This is a genomic window from Robbsia betulipollinis (genome assembly GCF_026624755.1).
Classification (GTDB): Bacteria; Pseudomonadota; Gammaproteobacteria; order Burkholderiales; family Burkholderiaceae; genus Robbsia; species Robbsia betulipollinis.
In genome coordinates this window covers 574,940-591,818 of the sequence record NZ_JAPMXC010000010.1, presented here as the reverse complement: position 1 = coordinate 591,818, position 16,879 = coordinate 574,940, and the positions used below count along the sequence as shown (strand labels likewise).

The following is a 16,879-nucleotide window of genomic DNA, read 5'->3' as shown; positions in this document are numbered from 1 at the left end:
TGCCTCGTTATTTTTCGGTGTCGACCAGACCCCGGACGAACCAGCGCTGCATCAGCAACACCACGGCGAGCGGCGGCAGCATCGCCAGCAGCGTGGCCGTCATGACCAGATGCCATTCGGTCGCCGTGTCGCCCGAGGCGATCATGCTCTTGATGCCCACTACCGCCGTCTGCAGCGAAGGCTGGTTCGTGATCAGGATCGGCCAGAGATACTGGTTCCAGCCGTAGATGAAGGTGATGACGAAGAGCGCGGCGATCGGCGTACGCGTGAGCGGCAGCAAAATATCCCAGAAAAAGCGCCAGGCGCCCGCGCCGTCGATCCGCGCGGCCTCGATCAATTCGTCGGGCAGCGTCATGAAAAACTGCCGGAACAGGAACGTCGCGGTGGCCGATGCCAGCAGCGGCAGGGTCAACCCCGCGTAGGTGTTCGCGAGGTGCAGCGACGACACGACCTGCACCGTGGGGAAGATCCGTACTTCGACAGGCAGCATCAGCGTGATGAAGATCAGCCAGAACGCCGTCATGCGGAAGCGGAAGCGGAAGAACACGATGGCATAGGCGGAGAGGATCGACACGGCGATCTTGCCGAAGGCGATGACGAGCGCCATCACCAGACTGTTGAGCAGCATCCGTCCGAAGGGACTCGCGGCGCCGCCGCTGCCATGCGTCCAGACCGTGGCGATATTGTCCAGCAGATGACGCCCGGGCAGCAGCGACAGCGGCACCGTGAAGACCTGGTGCTCGTCCATGGTCGCCGCGCAAAATGCGACGTACACGGGAAAGATGACGAGGCCCACGCCGATCAACAGCACCGCATGACAGAAAAGATCGAAACCCCGGCGGTTTTCTATCATCCGTACTGCACCCGGCGTTCGACCCAACGGAACTGCACGACGGTCAGCGCGACGACGATCACCATCAGCACCACCGACTGCGCGCCGGACGTGCCGATGTCCAGGCCCTGGAATCCCTCGATGTAGATCTTGTAGATCAGGGTCTTGGTCGACTGCGCGGGGCCGCCGCCGGTGGCGGCGTCGATGACCGGGAACGTATCGAAAAACGCATAGACGAGGTTGACGGTGAGCAGAAAGAAACTCGTGGGCGACAGCAGCGGCAGCGCAATACCGAAAAAGCGCCGCACCGGCCCCGCGCCGTCGAGCGCCGCGGCCTCGATCAGCGAACGGGGAATCGCCTGCAGGCCGGCATAGAAGAACAGGAAGTTGTAGCTGACCTGCTTCCAGACCGAGGCGAGCACCACCAGGAACATCGCCTGATGGCCGTTCAACGCGTGGTTCCACGCGATGCCGTAACGCGCCAGCGCGTAGGTGACCAGCCCGATGCTCGGATTGAACAGGAACATCCAGAGCACCGCGGCGATGGCCGGCGCCACCGCGTAGGGCCAGATCAGCAGCGTGCGGTAGGCGCGCACGCCGCGGCTGACCCGTTCGGCACAGGCCGCGAGCAGAAGCCCGATCGCCAGCGCCGCGACGCTGACCAGCGTGCAGAAGATCAGCGTCGTATTGAACGAGGCCAGATAGAGGGGGTCACGGAACAACCGTGCGAAATTCGCCAGACCGACGAATTCGCTGCTGGTGCCGAACGCGTCCTGCGTTTGCAGCGCCTGCCACAGTGCCTCGGCCGCGGGCCACAGGAAGAACACCGCGGTGATCGCCAACTGCGGCGTCACCAGAAGATAGGGCAGGAATCCCGCGCGAAACACCGAATTGCGCGACCGCGTGTCCATCACCCCCCCGCTTTTTCGAAACGCCGCAACAGGTCGTTGCCACGCGCGACCGCCGCGTCCAGCGCCTCCTGCGGCGTCTTCTTGCCGGACCAGACCTGTTCGAGTTCCTCATCGATGACGGTACGGATCTGCGGCATGTTGCCCAGGCGCAGCCCCTTGGTGAACGGCAAGGGGGGCCGGTTCAGCATCTGCCGGATCGCCGTCTCGCTACCGGGGTTGCGGGCATAGAAACCCGATTGCCGCGTCAGATCGTAGGCGGCCTGCGTGACCGGCAGATAGCCGGTGTCCTGATGCCATTTCGCGGCGACCGCGGGAGAGGCGAGATAGGCAAAGAAACGCGCGACGCCCTTGTAGACGGCGGGGTCCTTCCCGGCCAGCACCCAAAGACTCGCGCCCCCGATGATGGCGTTCTGCGGCGCGCCCTTGACGTTCGCATCGTACGGCATCATGCCGGTGCCGATAGCGAACTTCGCGTATTTGCGGATGGTTGCGAGCGAGCCCGACGAATTCGTGATGATCCCGCAATCGCCGCTGTAGAACTTCGACACCGGTTCGTCCTTGCGCCCCACGTACGAAAAACCGCCTTCCTTCAGCATCTTTTGCAGGAAGGCGATATGCGCGACCTGCAAGGGCCGGTTGAATTCCAGGACGGCATCGTTGCCGTCGAAGCCATTGTTGCGCGACGCGAAGGGCACCGCCTGCCAGGCGCTGTAGTTTTCCAGCTGGATCCAGCTTTGCCACCCGGAAGAATAGCCGCAGGACATCCCCGCCGCCTTCAGCCGCAGCGCGTCCCGTTCGACGTCGGCCCAGGTGCGCGGCGGTTGCTCGGGATCGAGACCCGCCTTCTTGAAGGCATCCTTGTTGTAATACAGGACCGGGGTCGAGCTGTTGAACGGCATCGCCACCAGATGGCCGGTCTTCGCATCGCTGTAATAGCTCGCGATGCCGGGAACGAAGGCTTTCTCGTCCAGCGGCAGGCCCGCCTGACGGAAAACCTCGGACACCGGGATCACCGCCTTCCGGGCGGCGATCATCGTGGCGGTGCCCACTTCGTAGACCTGCAGGATCGCGGGCGCGGTGCCGCTGCGATATGCGGCGACACCGGCCGCGAGCGTTTCGTCGTACGTTCCCTTGAAAACCGGCACGATCCTGTAATCGGCCTGCGAGGCGTTGAAATCTTTCGCGATATCGTTCAGCCGCTCGCCCAGCGCCGCTTCCATCGCATGCCAGAGCGGAATCTCCGTCGCGGCGCGGGCCGGCGCGCAACCCAGGGCAAGAAGGATGGCGCAAATCACGCCGGGAAATGCGAATCGCGTCATGCAGGAATCTCCGTCGGTCAACATTGTGGCGCGATTGTGGGGACGATTTGTGACAGGGCGATGTTATGCGCGAACGGCACCGCGCCGCAATGGCGGTTTCCCTGAGGAAACCGTCTTACCGAGAAGAAAGATTTCGTAAGGAATTGGCCGCCCCGGTCCGTATTCGACGTTTCGTCAGCTTCGACTTGCCGCCATCATTTCCCTGCGGCTCCATGTGAACCCCGGGACGGCAGGTGTGAGCGACCCTGTCGAGTGCAATAATTATTCGTAAAAGGACTCGAAGTGCATCTTTCTACTACCCCATATCGCCAGGACCGGCCCTCCGCGCACGCCCGGTGGCTCGGCCGCGCCGCCGCGGCGCTGCTGCTGAGCGCCGCAGGGGGCCTGGGCCTGAGCGCCCACGCCGCCAGTTTTCAATGCGGCAAGAACGCGTCGTACTCGGAACTGCAGGTGTGTCACAACCCGTATCTGTCCAAGCTCGACGATCAGCTCGCGCTCGCCTACAGGCATGCGCAGGACGTTGCGCCCGACAAGCAGTCGCTTGCCGCCGCACGCGATCATCAGTGGCAGTGGCGCCAGAAGAACTGCCACGACGAGGCGTGCGTGCAGAACTGGTACGAGCGCCGCCTCAGCGAGCTGGACGCCGACTACGCGTCCGGCAAGAAATCGCAGCGCGTCGCGTTCGAACTCGATCTGGACCACCAGAATCTCGCGCCGGACGCCGAAGCCGCGGTCCGCTCGATGAAGACCGGCGGTCTGGAAACGGCCGCGAAATAGCGCTTCGGGCGGTCGCCGCCGGGCGGGCGCGGCGGCATTCACGCACGAACGCGTTGCCGAGAACACGTGGCACGCGGGCACGCGTGGCGCGAACGCGCGGGGCGAGATTCCTGCCCCGACGCCGACACGGGCGTATAGTCTCGGGAAAGATGCGGCATGGCCTCCCCCGTTCATCGCCTTTCCCTCCCTTTTTTCCATTCTCTTTTTCATGGACAGGCGATCTGCTTCCGTACCCGGCCACGACGTCGCCTCGGGCGTTACCCGGAGCCCGGCCGCGCTATTGCGGCGGCTCGGAATGCTCGATGCGCCGGCCGAAGAAAGCTTCGACCGGATCACGCGTCTGGCCGCGCGCCTGCTCGACGTGCCGATCGCGGTGATCTCGGTGTTCGACGGAGAACGCCAGTGGCTCAAGTCGCGCGTCGGCGTCACGGTCCAGGAAATGCCGCGCCATTTGTCCTTCTGCAACGATACGCTGCGCGACGATGCGCTCACGGTCGTGTCCGATCTGCGGGCCGACCCGCGTTTCCAGAATCATCCCGCGGTCGTCGATGCCCCTTTTCTGCGCTTCTACGCGGGCCTGCCGCTGCGCTCGCTGAAAGGCTGGGCCCTGGGCACGCTGTGCGTGACCGATACCCGCGTGCGCACGCTTGACGCAGCGCAAATCGCCGCGTTCGAAGACCTCTGCGCGATGGCGCAGAACGAGATATCGCAACGAGAAATCGCGGCGCGGCAACGCCGTGTGCACCGCGCCGACCTGCGCGCGCTGGAAGAAAGCAAGGCGGTCTTCCAGGCCGCGTTCCAGGAGGCGGCGATCGGCTTCGTGATCATCGACCTGCAGGGCCGCTGCGTGCAGGTCAACTCGCGCTTTGCCGCCCTGCTCGACTATGAAAAATCGGCGCTGTCGCAGCTTCCCTACCAGGATCTGTTGTTTTCCGAGGATTGCATCGGCGTCCAGCGCGATGCCACGCGAATGCTGAATGGCGAGCTTGCTTTCTACTCGTCCGAGCGCCAGTATCGTCGGCGCGACGGCCAGCCGGTGTGGGCCAACGTCACGGTGGCGCTCGCCCGCACGGCCGAGGGCCAACCCCTGCACTACGTCGCCGTGGCCGAGGACATCAGCGCCCGCAAGGCGGCCGATGCGAATCTGGCGGAACTGCAACACGAACTGGAAGCGCGGGTGCTGCTACGCACCGCGGAACTGCGCGGCGTCAACCTGCGTCTGGCCAACGCGCTGGAAGAGCGCGACCGCACGATCGCCGAACGTGACCGCGCGGAAGCGGCGCTGCGCGCCAGCCGGGAAACGCTGCAGACCATTACCGACAACCTGCCGGTCCTGATCGCTTATATCGATGCGGATCTGCGTTACCGGTTCACCAATGCGACCTATGGACACGTATTCGGTGACCACGCCGAGAGCCGGACGGGCAGGCACGTATCCGACGTACTCACTCCCGGAACCATGGCCGCGCTGCTGCCGTGGTTCCGGCGCGCGCTGGCGGGCGAGCGCGTCACCAACGACGATGTCGTCTACGACGCCACGTCGCAGCGCATCTGGAGCGCCACCTATATCCCGCACTTCACCGCAGGACGCGTCGACGGTTTCTATGTGGTCAGCCACGACGTCACCGAGCGCAAGCGGCTGGAGACGTCGCTGCGGGAACAGGCGCTGCAGGATGCCCTGACCGGCCTGCCGAACCGGCGCGCGCTGGGGCTGCAATTGACGCAAGCCCTGACGCAGGAAGCCGCGCTGGCGGTGCTGTTCCTCGACCTCGACGAGTTCAAGCAGATCAACGATCATGCGGGGCATGAAGTCGGCGACAGCGTATTGAAGGAAGTCGCGCACCGCCTGCGCATGGCGGTGGACGACCAGGATATGGTGGCGCGTCTGGCGGGCGACGAATTCGTCGTGGTGCTGCGCGGATCGCATTGCATGCCCGGCGACGCGGAACGGCTTGCCGGGGACATCGTCGCCGCGTTCGGGCTGCCGATCGCCATTTCGGGGGCGCTGCACTTCAAGCTGGGCATCAGTATCGGCATCGCGTCGTATCACGCGCAATGGCACGCCAGCGCACCGAGCGCGAACGGGCTGCTCGCCATCGCCGACCGCGCGATGTACGTGGCGAAGGCCCAGGGCAAGAACACCTATCACGCGATCGACACCCACGCGATACCGTTACCCGATAGCCATGCGATGCACTGACCAGGACCTCGACGCCGGATTTCACCGCGCGCGGTAGGGCGCCGGCCCGGCCAGGCGCCCCGTGCGACTTCCCACTCTGCTTTATCATGACGAACGGCGCGCGCCGGACCGCCCCTGGGGCGGCAAGGCCGCGCCTGCCCGACGCCGTTTCCCTTGCCAAAAGCCGAGCCCCCCATGAGCCTGTTTCGCCTGCTGACCGGTTTCGTCCGCGCGCATTGGCGGTCGTACCTGCTGGCTGCGACGATGCTGCTCGGTGTCGCGATCCTCAGCGTGCTGATTCCCCGCACGGTCGGCCGCATCATCGACGCGCTGCTCGCGCACCGCCTCGACACGCGCGGCCTGCTGCGCCAACTCGCGATCCTGCTCGCGATGGGCGGGGCGATCTATTTCCTGCGCGTCGGCTGGCGGCTGCAGCTCTACGCCGCCGCCTATCAGCTCGGCGCGACGCTGCGCACCCGACTTTACCGCGCGCTCGCCGCGCAGGGTCCGGGGTTCTTTCACGGCCGGCGCACCGGCGACCTGATGGCGCGCGCCACCAACGACATCGACGCGGTCGAAATGGCCGCCGGCGAAGCCCTGCTCGCCGGCTTCGACGGCAGTACGACGCTCGTGCTGGTGGTTGCCATGATGACGATCGGCATCGACTGGCGGCTCGGCCTCGCGGCGCTGCTGCCCTTTCCCTTCATGGCCTTCGGTTTCTGGCGCATCTCGGAACGCATCCATCATGCGTCGCGCGATTCGCTCGAACGTTTCGGCAGTCTGAACGACCATGTGCAGGAGACGCTGAGCGGCATCCGCACGGTGCGGGCACTGGGTCTGCAGGCGCGCAACGGCCAGGAATTCGCCCGCCGCGCCGCGGGCGCCGCCGACAGCAGCATGGAAGCGCAGCGCTGGGAGGCGGCGTTCTCTCCCCTGGTCGGCATCGCCCTGACCGTGTCGACCGTCGTCACGCTGGGCCTGGGCGGCTATCTGGTCTGGCATCAGCGCTTGACGATCGGCCAGCTCACCAGCTTCAGCATGTATCTCGGCCAGTTGGTATGGCCGATGTACGCGGCCGGCTGGGTGCTGTCGCTGCTCGAACGCGGCAAGGCCGCCTGGACGCGGCTCGGCCCCCTTCTCGCGCAACGCCCCTCGGTGCCCGACGACGGCACGCTCACGCGCATCGCGCCCGACACGCTCGCCTTCGAAAACCTGCGCTTCGTCTATCCGCAGCAGCAGACGCCCGCGCTCGACGATGTGTCGCTGGAACTGCTGGCCGGCCAGACGATCGGCCTGGTGGGACCCACCGGCGCGGGCAAATCGACGCTGCTGCGCCTGCTGCTGCGCCAGTACCCGCTGCAGGAAGGACGGATCACCTGGAACGACGTTCCGATCGAGGAATACCAGCTGGACGCCTTGCGCGGCATCGTCGGCTGGGTGGCGCAGGAACCGTTTCTGTTCTCGGCGTCGGTCGCGGAGAACATTGCGCTGGTGCGACCCGACGCGAGCCGGGCCGACATCGCGCGGGTAGCGCGGCTGGCCGCGGTCGACGACGACATCCGGCGCCTGCCGCTGGGCTATGACACGCCCGTCGGCGAAAAAGGCGTCGCCCTCTCCGGCGGTCAGCGGCAGCGCCTCGCGATCGCCCGCGCGCTGCTCGCCGACGCGCCGCTGCTGCTCCTCGACGACGCGCTTTCGGCCGTCGATACCGGCACCGAGGCGCAGATTCTCGCGCACCTGCGCGAGGCACGGCGCGGGCGCACGGTCATCATTGTCAGTCACCGGCTGTCGGCGGTCGCCGACGCGGACCAGATCGCGGTGCTGCGCGACGGCCGCATCACCGAACGCGGCACGCACGACGCGCTGCTCGAACACGACGGCTGGTATGCGCGGCAATGGCGCTACCAGCAACTGGAGGCCAGTCTCGATGCGCTCTGACCCGCTGCCTCTCGAACACAAGCCCGGCGAGCCCGGCAAACGTCGCCAGTCCCGCGCACGGTCTGCCGGCACCGCCGCGAACGCGACCGCCCGCGACGAACGCCGCGCCGCGGTCGCGCTGTTGCGCGCCGCCGCCGCCCCGGAAAAGCGGCACGTCATCACCGGCGCCGGCTGGCTGGTGGTGGCCGCGCTGTTCGAGGCACTCGCGCCGCTGCTGGGCAAAACGTATATCGATAATTACCTGCTGCCCCACCGGCTCGCATGGGCGCCGATCGTCGCGCTGCTGGCCGGGGCCCTGTTCGTGGGCGCTTTGGCGGGCGTCGTGCGCTACCTGCAACTCACGCGCCTCGCGGGTGTCGCGATGCGCTCGGTACGGCGTCTGCGCGAACAGGTCTACGGCCATGTGATCCGCCTGCCGATGGCGTTTTTCGACACCGCGATCACCGGCCAGCTGGTCAGCCGTGTGACCAACGACACCGAATCGGTCAAGGCGCTGTACGTCCAGGTGCTGTTCGTCATGCTCGACAGCTGCATCGTCGTGGTCGGCGCGCTGCTGGCGATGGCCTGGCTCGACTGGCGGCTGATGCTGATCGTGCTGATGCTGTTCCCGGCAATGATACTGATCGTCTGGGCATACCAGCGCTGGAGTGCGCCGTCGGTCGCGCGCGCGCGGCAATTGCGCAGCGACATCAACGCACAGGTCTCGGAATCGATCGCCGGCATGAGCGTGCTGCAGGCCAGCAACGCCGCGACGCGTTTCACGCAACGCTTTGCCGACACCAACCAGCGCCACTACCACGCCCGCCGCGCCGAACTGGCCGCGAACGCCTGGTTGCTGCGGCCCGCGCTCGACCTGCTCAATGTCGTGATCCTCGCGGTGGTGATCTATGGTTTCGGCATGCAGCGCTTCGCCGGGCTGGAGATCGGCGTACTGTACGCCTTCGTCAGCTACATCGCGCATGTGGTCGAACCGCTGATCCAGATCACCATGCAGTTCAGCCAGTTGCAGCAGGCGGTGGTGGCCGCCTCGCGCGTCAACGCGCTGCTCGCCGAACCCCTCAGCCCGGTGACGGCGGGGGCGAGCGGGGAGACGATCCGCGCCGGCGCGGTCCGTTTCGACGCGGTGCGGTTTGGTTACGACCCGGCGCGTCCGGTGCTCGCGGACCTGACGCTCGACATTCCCGCCGGCAGCTTCGTCGGCATCGTCGGGCATACCGGCAGCGGCAAATCGACCCTGCTGTCGCTGCTGCTGCGGTACTACGCGCCACAGCACGGCACGATCACCGTCGACGGTATCGACCTCGCGCGCCTGGGCGACGCCGCCTTTCATGCCGGCGTCGGCGTGGTGCCGCAGGACCCTTTCCTACTGGCCGCCAGCGCGCGCGAGAATATCGACATGGGCCGGGGGCTGACGCAGGCGCAGATCGAAACCGCCGCGCGGGCCGCGAGCGTTCACGACCTGTTGCGCTCGCTGGAGCAGGGTTACGACACCGACATGGGCGAAAACGGCACGCGCCTCTCGAGCGGCCAGAAACAGCTGATCGCCATCGCCCGCGCACTCGCCGGCCAGCCGCGCATCCTGCTGCTCGACGAGGCCACCTCGCATATCGACAGCGAGACCGAGCAGATCGTGCAGCGCGCGCTGGAAGCGCTGCACGGCAAGATCACGCTGATCTCGATCGCGCACCGGCTCTCGACGATCCGTTCGGCGGACCGGATCGTCGTGCTCAATCACGGACGGATCGCCGAAACGGGCTCGCACGACGAACTGATGCTGATCGCGGGGGGGATCTATCAGCGGCTGTATTTGTTGCAGCAGTTGCAGGGGTGATGCCGCGCCGTGCTCACGCTGCGGAACGTGTCCGCAGCCTGCGGTTTTTGATCTATTCGAGTTCCCGCAGCCGGTCGTGCAGGACCTCGACGCGCTGCAGATGCCGGTTGCCGTCGCCGGCCAGCCGTTCCGCGACCAGCGAGCACAGCAGGTTCACCAGGGCGGCCACGGCGACCGTGCTGTCGAACAGCATGAAACCGTCGGTATGACAGCGCAGCACCCAATTCGCAAGACGCGCGGGTCTGCCCGCGATGACGTCGGATAGATACAGCATCGGCACGCCCGCTTCGGCCAGCGCCGCGGCGGCCAATCCGGTCGCGGGAACCCGGCGCCGCAGGCCGATCACGACGGCCATGTCCCCCTCCCCCAACTCGGCCAGGTATTCGGCCAGCGTGTCGCCCGGCACCGGCAATACCAGCACGTCGCCGCGCACCTGGACCAGCTCGCGGCGGAACATCGCCGCGATGGTATGGCTGTGCCGGTAGCCCAGGATCACCACGCGCCGCGCCCACGCCAGGCGTTCGACCACCGCGTCGAGAACCGCCGCGTCCAGGGAACGATACGTGTTCGAGAGATTCGCCATCTCGTGTTCGAGGTGCGAGCGCACGATGTCGTCGAGCCGGCTGTTCCGTCTGCCGCGTTCCTGCAGATACAGCGGCGAGCCACCCAGTTGCGCGGCACGCGCGATCTTCTTGGCATCCTCGTAGGACGCATATCCCAATTTCTGGAAGAAGCGCGTCGCGGTGGCTTTCGACACCTGTGCGCCTGCGGCGAGTTCGGTGGCGGTCTGCATCGCCAGCTGACCCGGCGCGCTCAGGATGACGTCGGCCAGACGTTGATGGATGGCCGGGAGAGCGTCGTAGCATTCCATGATCCGGCTTTCGATCGACGGCGCCGCGCGCTTGACGTTTTTCGTCGGGATTTTCGTGGATGGCTTCGCCGGGTTTTTCATGGGGCGGGTTCGCATGGGAAAAACATTCCGTTCGGGGGTGGACGACATCGTACCCGAGCACGGCGGCGAAACCGCGCAGGCACCGCTTTCGGGCGGCCCTGCCACATGAGGCGATAGGGCTGCACCGGGACGGTGCCGAACGCCGGCGCGACGCCCTGCCGGCGCGGGCGTTCGAGAAACTTCCGTTTCAAATTAAATTCATAAGAAACAGACGTTTCTGAAAAACAGATGCGAAATCGACGTTTCCGCCGGGGCCCTTGGTATGGATCCTGCAATTGCCATGCACACCGTCCATCCATCCGGAGTCCGCACCGATGCTCACGCGCCGTTCTGTTTCATCCGCCCTTGCCTTCTCCCTGACCGCGCTGCTGGCGGCCGTGGCGGTGGGCCACGCGACGCTCGCGGCCGCCGATACCCTGGACGACATCAAAAGCCGGGGCAAGATCGTGGTGGCGATCGATCCGACCTTCGCGCCGTATGAGTACACCGACGACAACGACCACATCGTCGGGTACGATCCGGCCATTCTCGAAGCGATCGCCCGACACCTGGGCGTGAAGATCGAATATCAGCGCATGGCATTCAGCGGCATCATTCCGGGTCTGCTCGCGCACTCGTTCGATATGGAAGGCTCCGCACTGAACGTCACGGCGGAGCGCGCGAAGCGCCTCGACTTCACCGTGCCCACCAGCAAGACCGTCAATGGCGTGCTGCTGCGCAGCGATTTCCGGAAAGTCCCCGCGCACGCCACCGTCGAATCCCTCTCCGGCCTGACCGGCGCGGTCAAGGCCGCGAGCGCGCCGGAGCAGATCCTCAAGCAGTTCAACGAGACGCTGTCGGCACGCGGTCTGCCCCCCATCACCATCCTGAGCGTCGACAGCGTCGACCAGACGGTGTCCGCCCTGATGACCCGCCGGGCCGACTTCGTCTTCGACGACATGACGGTGCTGGCGGGCGTCGTCAAGCAGAATGCGGGCAAGGTACGGACCGGCGGCGAACTGGGGCCGTCGCAATGGATCGCCTGGGCGACCCGCAAGGACGACGCGCGGCTGAACCGGGCCATCAGCGAGCAGATCCTGGCCATGAAGAAGTCCGGGGAACTGGCGAAGCTGCAAGCGGCGCATCTGGGGGTGACCTTCGACACGCCGACCGCCGACTTCGTCCCGACGAAATGAGGACGGCAATGCGCAGAGAAGTACCCTGCATGGCGAACCCCGCGGCCCACGACGCCGCCGAGCCGCTGCTGGTGCCGGCCGGTCACGGCCGCACGTTCGAAGCGAAACGCGGACAGCGTCTGTCGATCATCGATGTGGCGGGCCAGCAGGCGGCGGATTTCGTCGCCGTCGTCCACGCCGACCCGACCGAACAGCTGTCTCCCACGCATACCCGCAGGCAGCTCGGCAGCCTGTTTTTCGAGATCGGCGACTGTCTTTATTCATCGCTGGGCCGGCCTTTGCTGCGCGTGCTCGAAGACACGGTCGGCGTGCACGACGCCAATGTACCGGCTTGCGACGACACCCGCTTCACCGTCGATTTCAATGTCGAAGGCCACCGCAACTGTCTCGACAACCTGCACGCGGGGCTCGCGCTGTACGGCATTTCGCCCGCCGACGTGCCCGAGCCGTTCAATCTTTTCCAGAACGGTCCGGTGACGGCGGATGGCCGGATGCGCGTCACCGACCCCACCAGCCGGCCGGGCGACCACATCACGTTCGAGGTCCTGGAGGACCTCGTCTGCGCGGTGTCGTCCTGCCCGCAGGACATCATCCCCGGCAATGGCCTGAAAGTGACCGACATCGCCATTTCCCTTGTTTCCGCCTGAGCCGAGCCTGCCATGCTGCTGCTGAAAGATCCCCCGGTCCACGCGCCGCTGGCGCGCTCGAACGTGCACGTGCCCGCGGGAGAAAGCCGCGCGATCGAGGTCCGTCGCGGACAGATCCTGCGCATCGCGGCACGGGAGGCAGGCGCGGTCGCCGCGCTGTTCGGCTTCAGCCGCGCCCAGCCCGACGTTTTCCTCTCGGTGCATCACACCCGCGTGTTCAGCAACTCCTACCTGCTCCAGGCGGGTATGCGCATGGTCAGCAACCGGCGGCGCGCGCTCATGGTGCTGGGCAAGGACAGCAGCGGCCGGCATGATCTGCTGCTGCCTGCCTCCACCACCGCGTTTCTCGCCGCGAAAGGGTACGCGGATCAGACCGGCTGCGTGGAATCCGTGCGGCAAATCGTGGCCGGGTGCGGTCTCACCCCGCCCAAGCTGCCCGACCCCATCAATCTGTTCATGAACGTCGCGCTGCACCAGGACGGCCGGATCGAACCGTTGCCGAACGTGACGCGCGCGGGCGATTTCATCGCGTGCCGCGTGGTAAGCGACATGGTCTTCGTCGTCTCCGCCTGCTGTACCGGCATCGCCGGCAACGATCGGCCCGGCGCGCTCGCGCTGTCCGCGGCCGAAGACCTGGACGCGTTCTAGCTCCCCATGCACGCCGCTCCGGGATTCGATCCACGCATCCTGCACAGCCTGCCCGCCTTGCTCGACGGCTGGCTGCTGACCGTCGAACTGAGCGTGCTGGGCGCGCTCGGCAGCCTGCTTTTCGGGCATCTCGCGCTCGCCCTGCAACTCGGCCCCTATCCGGCACTGCGCGGGCTCGCGCGCCTCCATATCAGCTTCATGCGGGGCACGCCCGCCCTCGTGCAATTGTTCGTGCTCTTTTTCGCGCTGCCGCTCGTCGGACTGGGCGGGCGGCCGGTGCTGGCGGCCGCGCTGGCGCTGGCGCTCAACAGCGGCGCCTACACCGCGGAGATCCTGCGCGGCAACCTGCGCGTCGTCGGCGCGGGCCAGTTCGAGGCAGGTGTCGCACTCGGCATGGCGCCCTGGCGCATCTGGTGGCGGATCGCCCTGCCGCAGATGCTCACCGCGAGCCTGCCCGCGCTGATCAACGAATTCACGATCCTGCTCAAAACCACGCCCCTGGCCTCGGTCGTCGCCGTCACCGAACTGACCTACGCCGGACAGATGATCATCGCCCGCACCTATCTTTCGACGCAGGTGATGCTGTTGGTCGGCGTCGGTTACCTGGCGCTCGCCCTGCCCGTCATCCATCTCGCCCGGCGCGCCGAACGCGCCCTGCGGGCGCAACGCACCACCGGCGGAGCCGCATGATGCATTTCGACATTCATGCCCTGGACGGCCAGTGGGGCGGCCTCGCACGCGGCTTCGTCGACACGCTGTGGCTCTGTCTTCTCGGCGGCACGATGGCCGGCGTGCTCGGCATCGTCCTGCTGGCCGGACAGCGCCGCGGCGGAACATTCCTCGCCCGCCTGCTGCGCCTGTACACCGACATCACGCTGGCGCTGCCGCTCCTGGTCGTGCTGTATGTCGCGTTTTTCGTGCTGCCGGCATTCGGCGTATTGCTGCCCGCCCGGCTGGTCGGCACGCTGACGCTCGCCGTGTACTACGCACCGTATATCGCCGAAGTGATTCGGGCCGCGGTGGCGGCGGTACCGGCCGGCACCGTCGAGGCCGGTACCGCGATCGGCATGTCGCCCTGGGCGATCGGCTGGCGCATCGTCACGCCGCAAGCCCTGCCCCTGCTGCTGCCCACCCTGACCGGTCTGGCGATCGGCCTCCTCAAGGATTCGGCCCTGCTGTCGATCATTTCGGTTCACGAATTCATGTTCGCCGCGAAGGAGGCCGTATCCGAAACCTACGCGCCGCTCGAAGTCTATCTGGTGGTGGCGCTCGTCTATTGGGCCGCGACCGCGACCCTCCATGCGGCAAGCCGCCATTGGGAAAAACGGCTGGGCCGCACCGCGGCGCCGCTTCCCGCCCTGTCCCGTTGAAGGAACGCGCCCCATGCATCCCGTCAATGCCGCGGATTCGACGCAGACCCTCATGTCCGAGAACGCCATGACGACACCGCCGGGCACCGATGCCTCGCCCCTGCTCCCCGCCCTGCAGGTGACGAACCTCGTCAAATCCTTCGGTGCGCAGCGGATCCTCGACGACGTCAGCTTCACGGTGCAGCGCGGCGAAGTGGTCTGCGTGCTCGGGCCGTCCGGGTCCGGCAAGTCGACGCTGCTGCGTTGTCTGAACTGGCTTTCACCGCCGGATGCCGGCATCGTCCGCATCGGGGGCGAACGCATCGGCATGCGCGACCTTCCGGACGGCCGCGCCGCGCCGCGACCGGAGAAGGACATCCGGCGCCAGCGCAGCCGCATCGGCATGGTGTTTCAGAGCTTCAATCTCTGGCCGCATCTCACCGTGCTGCAAAACGTCATGGAAGGTCTGCTGTCCGTGCAGCGGCGCTCGCGCCTGGACGCCGGTGCCCGCGCCGTGGAGGCCCTGCGACAGGTGGGACTCGGCCACAAGCACGGCGCCTATCCGGCGAGCCTGTCGGGCGGACAGCAGCAACGCGTCGGCATCGCCCGCACGCTGGCCATGGCGCCCGAGATCATCCTGTTCGACGAACCCACCAGCGCGCTCGATCCGGAACTGGTCGGTGAAGTACTGACCGTGATGCGCGGGCTCGCGGCAACCTCGACCACCATGATCGTCGTGACCCACGAAATCGGTTTCGCGCGCGACGTCGGCGACCGCGTGATCTTCATGGACGGCGGACGCATCGTCGAACAGGGCGCGCCGCGGAACGTCCTGGACCATCCCGCATCGGAACGGCTAGGCCAGTTCCTGCATCGATTCAACTCCCAACCGGCTCACCCATGACCCCCACCGATCGCGCCTCGCCTTCCCCCCTCGCCGACGCCGGCACGGCTCCCGACGCCCCGCACGCCGATGGCGGCAACCTTCACATCGGCAATCTTCACATCGTCCCCGCCGGCCACGGCAAGGCCCTGCGGCTGCGGGCCGGTCAGGCCGTGCGCGTCATCAACACCCATGGCACGCAGGTGGTGGATTGCTGGGCGTGGAACGCCTACGATCTTCACGAATACATGTGCATGGAAACCACCCGGGTCTGGAACCAGCGGCTCAACCCGGTCGTGGGCGACAGCTTCGTCACCAACGCGCGGCATCCGATACTGACCGTCGTCGAGGACACCACGCCCGGCGTCCACGACACCTTCATGGCCGCCTGCGACCGCAAGCGCTACGAACTGCTGGGCGTGCGCGGCTATCACCGGAACTGCTGCGACAATATGTTCGAAGGCATGTTCGCGCTGGGCGTGACTCCGCCGCGCGCCAATCTGGCGTCGTTCAATATTTTCATGAATATCCGCGTGCAGCCCGACGGCATCACGCTGCATACGCTGCCCACCGTCACGCGCGCGGGCGATGCCATCACGCTGCGCGCCGATATGGACTGTTTCGTCGCGTTTTCCGCGTGTCCGCAGGACATCGTCAAGATTCAGGGACAGGGCGACAACACGCCGAAGCCGGTGGCGCTGGCGGTGCTCGACGACGGTTTCCCGGACTTGCCGGGCACCTGCTCATGGGTACCGTCTCGGGCGTAGCACGCCCGCGCCGGCCGCCAGACCGGCGCCTCCTCCGCGTGCCCTCCCGCCGCCCGCCCCTCCGCGGCGTTTACTTCTTCGTCTGTTCGACCTGACCGCGGATCTCGCCACCCGGATTCGCGGCCGTGTGCACGTTGAAGTACCACTTCCCCGCCATCAAATCGCTCGCCTGCTCGGCCGTCAGCACCGCGTGTCCCCTGATCGGGCTCGCCAGCGCGTCGGCCGGCACCGGCACCACCGGCTTGGCGTTCTCGCCCGGCGCGGCGGGGCCGTGGAAGTGCGCGGCCGTCGCCGGGCCGGTCAGCTTGTCGTAACTGACTTTGTAATCGAGCGCCTTCGACACCGTGTTGTAGGTCGCCTTCAGCGTGCCGGTGCCCTCGGTGCCGTGCGGCGGGACTTCCTGGGCGGTGTTCAGGGTCGAACCGAAATGGACGGTCTTGGCGGAGGCGGCCAGGGGGACGACAGCGAGGCTGGCGCTGACGGCGAGGATCGACGCTAGGATTTTTGGTGACATGCGGGGTTCTCCGGGGTGGATGGATGCGGAATGGCAAGAGGACAACCGTCCGGACGACGTATTTTCCGCGCCTCTCCCAAACCATCCTAACCCAATCCACCCCGCGCAACACTGTCGGAACATCCGATTGAAGCGAACGCCTTATTAAAGATTCCCA

General features: G+C 66.5%; 17 protein-coding genes. 12 read left to right on the top strand and 5 right to left on the bottom strand.

The window, feature by feature from the left end:
• Window positions 1-7: 7 nt before the first annotated feature.
• The 3 genes from ugpE to ugpB are packed head-to-tail and all read right to left on the bottom strand — an operon-like array spanning window position 8 to window position 3,062.
• Entirely contained in the window at window positions 8-853 is an 846-nt protein-coding gene (gene ugpE, locus OVY01_RS20395; RefSeq protein ID WP_267849406.1) for a sn-glycerol-3-phosphate ABC transporter permease UgpE, read from the bottom strand.
• Window positions 850-1,743 carry a sn-glycerol-3-phosphate ABC transporter permease UgpA gene (gene ugpA, locus OVY01_RS20390; RefSeq protein WP_267849405.1) on the bottom strand — a complete coding sequence of 298 codons (894 nt, stop codon included), beginning with the start codon at window positions 1,741-1,743 and terminating at the stop codon, window positions 850-852. The genes ugpE and ugpA overlap by 4 nt, the downstream gene beginning before the upstream one ends.
• The gene (gene ugpB / locus OVY01_RS20385) at window positions 1,743-3,062 is read right to left on the bottom strand and encodes a sn-glycerol-3-phosphate ABC transporter substrate-binding protein UgpB (RefSeq protein ID WP_267849404.1); all 1,320 of its coding nucleotides are present in this window, start codon (window positions 3,060-3,062) and stop codon (window positions 1,743-1,745) included. The genes ugpA and ugpB overlap by 1 nt, the downstream gene beginning before the upstream one ends.
• A 282-nt stretch (window positions 3,063-3,344) precedes the next feature.
• Here ugpB and OVY01_RS20380 point away from each other — a divergent pair, with 282 nt between their 5' ends.
• The 4 genes from OVY01_RS20380 (at window position 3,345) to OVY01_RS20365 (ending at window position 9,787) form a co-directional block, all read left to right on the top strand.
• Window positions 3,345-3,839 (top strand): lysozyme inhibitor LprI family protein, encoded by a 495-nt coding sequence (locus tag OVY01_RS20380; protein WP_267849403.1) that lies wholly within the window; start codon window positions 3,345-3,347, stop codon window positions 3,837-3,839.
• A gap of 208 nt (window positions 3,840-4,047) precedes the next feature.
• Window positions 4,048-6,039, top strand: coding sequence for a bifunctional diguanylate cyclase/phosphodiesterase (locus tag OVY01_RS20375; protein ID WP_267849402.1), 1,992 nt, complete (start codon window positions 4,048-4,050; stop codon window positions 6,037-6,039).
• A 174-nt stretch (window positions 6,040-6,213) separates the two neighbouring features.
• Complete coding sequence (locus OVY01_RS20370) at window positions 6,214-7,956, top strand: ABC transporter ATP-binding protein (RefSeq protein ID WP_267849401.1); 1,743 nt, start codon at window positions 6,214-6,216, stop codon at window positions 7,954-7,956.
• Entirely contained in the window at window positions 7,946-9,787 is a 1,842-nt protein-coding gene (locus OVY01_RS20365) for an ABC transporter ATP-binding protein (RefSeq protein WP_267849400.1), read from the top strand. The genes OVY01_RS20370 and OVY01_RS20365 overlap by 11 nt, the downstream gene beginning before the upstream one ends.
• Window positions 9,788-9,839: 52 nt before the next feature.
• On the opposite strand, the gene OVY01_RS20360 is transcribed toward OVY01_RS20365, so the two are convergent.
• Complete coding sequence (locus OVY01_RS20360; RefSeq protein WP_267849399.1) at window positions 9,840-10,658, bottom strand: MurR/RpiR family transcriptional regulator; 819 nt, start codon at window positions 10,656-10,658, stop codon at window positions 9,840-9,842.
• A 31-nt stretch (window positions 10,659-10,689) separates the two neighbouring features.
• On the opposite strand from OVY01_RS20360, the gene OVY01_RS20355 reads away from it, so the two are divergent.
• The 8 genes from OVY01_RS20355 to OVY01_RS20320 all read left to right on the top strand — a co-directional run bounded on the left by OVY01_RS20355 (window position 10,690) and on the right by OVY01_RS20320 (window position 16,208).
• Window positions 10,690-10,848 carry a hypothetical protein gene (locus OVY01_RS20355; protein ID WP_267849398.1) on the top strand — a complete coding sequence of 53 codons (159 nt, stop codon included), beginning with the start codon at window positions 10,690-10,692 and terminating at the stop codon, window positions 10,846-10,848.
• A 205-nt stretch (window positions 10,849-11,053) separates the two neighbouring features.
• Window positions 11,054-11,914 carry a transporter substrate-binding domain-containing protein gene (locus tag OVY01_RS20350; RefSeq protein WP_267849397.1) on the top strand — a complete coding sequence of 287 codons (861 nt, stop codon included), beginning with the start codon at window positions 11,054-11,056 and terminating at the stop codon, window positions 11,912-11,914.
• A 29-nt stretch (window positions 11,915-11,943) separates the two neighbouring features.
• Window positions 11,944-12,561, top strand: coding sequence for an urea carboxylase-associated family protein (locus tag OVY01_RS20345; protein WP_267849396.1), 618 nt, complete (start codon window positions 11,944-11,946; stop codon window positions 12,559-12,561).
• A 12-nt stretch (window positions 12,562-12,573) separates the two neighbouring features.
• Window positions 12,574-13,209: an urea carboxylase-associated family protein gene (locus OVY01_RS20340; RefSeq protein ID WP_267849395.1), complete on the top strand. Its 636-nt coding sequence runs from the start codon at window positions 12,574-12,576 to the stop codon at window positions 13,207-13,209.
• Window positions 13,210-13,215: 6 nt separating this feature from the next.
• Window positions 13,216-13,899 carry an amino acid ABC transporter permease gene (locus OVY01_RS20335; RefSeq protein ID WP_267849394.1) on the top strand — a complete coding sequence of 228 codons (684 nt, stop codon included), beginning with the start codon at window positions 13,216-13,218 and terminating at the stop codon, window positions 13,897-13,899.
• Window positions 13,899-14,579 (top strand): amino acid ABC transporter permease, encoded by a 681-nt coding sequence (locus tag OVY01_RS20330; RefSeq protein WP_267849393.1) that lies wholly within the window; start codon window positions 13,899-13,901, stop codon window positions 14,577-14,579. Before OVY01_RS20335 ends, OVY01_RS20330 begins: the two co-directional genes overlap by 1 nt.
• Window positions 14,580-14,646: 67 nt before the next feature.
• The gene (locus OVY01_RS20325; RefSeq protein ID WP_267849549.1) at window positions 14,647-15,462 is read left to right on the top strand and encodes an amino acid ABC transporter ATP-binding protein; all 816 of its coding nucleotides are present in this window, start codon (window positions 14,647-14,649) and stop codon (window positions 15,460-15,462) included.
• On the top strand, window positions 15,459-16,208 hold the full coding sequence (locus OVY01_RS20320; RefSeq protein WP_267849392.1) for an urea carboxylase-associated family protein: 750 nt from the start codon (window positions 15,459-15,461) through the stop codon (window positions 16,206-16,208). Before OVY01_RS20325 ends, OVY01_RS20320 begins: the two co-directional genes overlap by 4 nt.
• A 70-nt stretch (window positions 16,209-16,278) precedes the next feature.
• On the opposite strand, the gene OVY01_RS20315 is transcribed toward OVY01_RS20320, so the two are convergent.
• Window positions 16,279-16,722, bottom strand: a complete 444-nt coding sequence (locus OVY01_RS20315; protein ID WP_267849391.1) for a CHRD domain-containing protein — start codon at window positions 16,720-16,722, stop codon at window positions 16,279-16,281.
• Window positions 16,723-16,879 lie beyond the last annotated feature (157 nt).

Excerpts from the sequence above, each read along its gene's own strand:
- ugpE (WP_267849406.1), bottom strand. The coding sequence starts at position 853 with ATGATAGAAAACCGCCGGGGTTTCGATCTTTTCTGTCATGCGGTGCTG.
- ugpA (WP_267849405.1), bottom strand. The coding sequence starts at position 1,743 with ATGGACACGCGGTCGCGCAATTCGGTGTTTCGCGCGGGATTCCTGCCC.
- ugpB (WP_267849404.1), bottom strand. The coding sequence starts at position 3,062 with ATGACGCGATTCGCATTTCCCGGCGTGATTTGCGCCATCCTTCTTGCC.
- OVY01_RS20375 (WP_267849402.1), top strand. The coding sequence starts at position 4,048 with ATGGACAGGCGATCTGCTTCCGTACCCGGCCACGACGTCGCCTCGGGC.
- OVY01_RS20370 (WP_267849401.1), top strand. The coding sequence starts at position 6,214 with ATGAGCCTGTTTCGCCTGCTGACCGGTTTCGTCCGCGCGCATTGGCGG.
- OVY01_RS20365 (WP_267849400.1), top strand. The coding sequence starts at position 7,946 with ATGCGCTCTGACCCGCTGCCTCTCGAACACAAGCCCGGCGAGCCCGGC.
- OVY01_RS20360 (WP_267849399.1), bottom strand. The coding sequence starts at position 10,658 with ATGGAATGCTACGACGCTCTCCCGGCCATCCATCAACGTCTGGCCGAC.
- OVY01_RS20350 (WP_267849397.1), top strand. The coding sequence starts at position 11,054 with ATGCTCACGCGCCGTTCTGTTTCATCCGCCCTTGCCTTCTCCCTGACC.
- OVY01_RS20345 (WP_267849396.1), top strand. The coding sequence starts at position 11,944 with ATGGCGAACCCCGCGGCCCACGACGCCGCCGAGCCGCTGCTGGTGCCG.
- OVY01_RS20340 (WP_267849395.1), top strand. The coding sequence starts at position 12,574 with ATGCTGCTGCTGAAAGATCCCCCGGTCCACGCGCCGCTGGCGCGCTCG.
- OVY01_RS20335 (WP_267849394.1), top strand. The coding sequence starts at position 13,216 with ATGCACGCCGCTCCGGGATTCGATCCACGCATCCTGCACAGCCTGCCC.
- OVY01_RS20330 (WP_267849393.1), top strand. The coding sequence starts at position 13,899 with ATGCATTTCGACATTCATGCCCTGGACGGCCAGTGGGGCGGCCTCGCA.
- OVY01_RS20325 (WP_267849549.1), top strand. The coding sequence starts at position 14,647 with ATGACGACACCGCCGGGCACCGATGCCTCGCCCCTGCTCCCCGCCCTG.
- OVY01_RS20320 (WP_267849392.1), top strand. The coding sequence starts at position 15,459 with ATGACCCCCACCGATCGCGCCTCGCCTTCCCCCCTCGCCGACGCCGGC.
- OVY01_RS20315 (WP_267849391.1), bottom strand. The coding sequence starts at position 16,722 with ATGTCACCAAAAATCCTAGCGTCGATCCTCGCCGTCAGCGCCAGCCTC.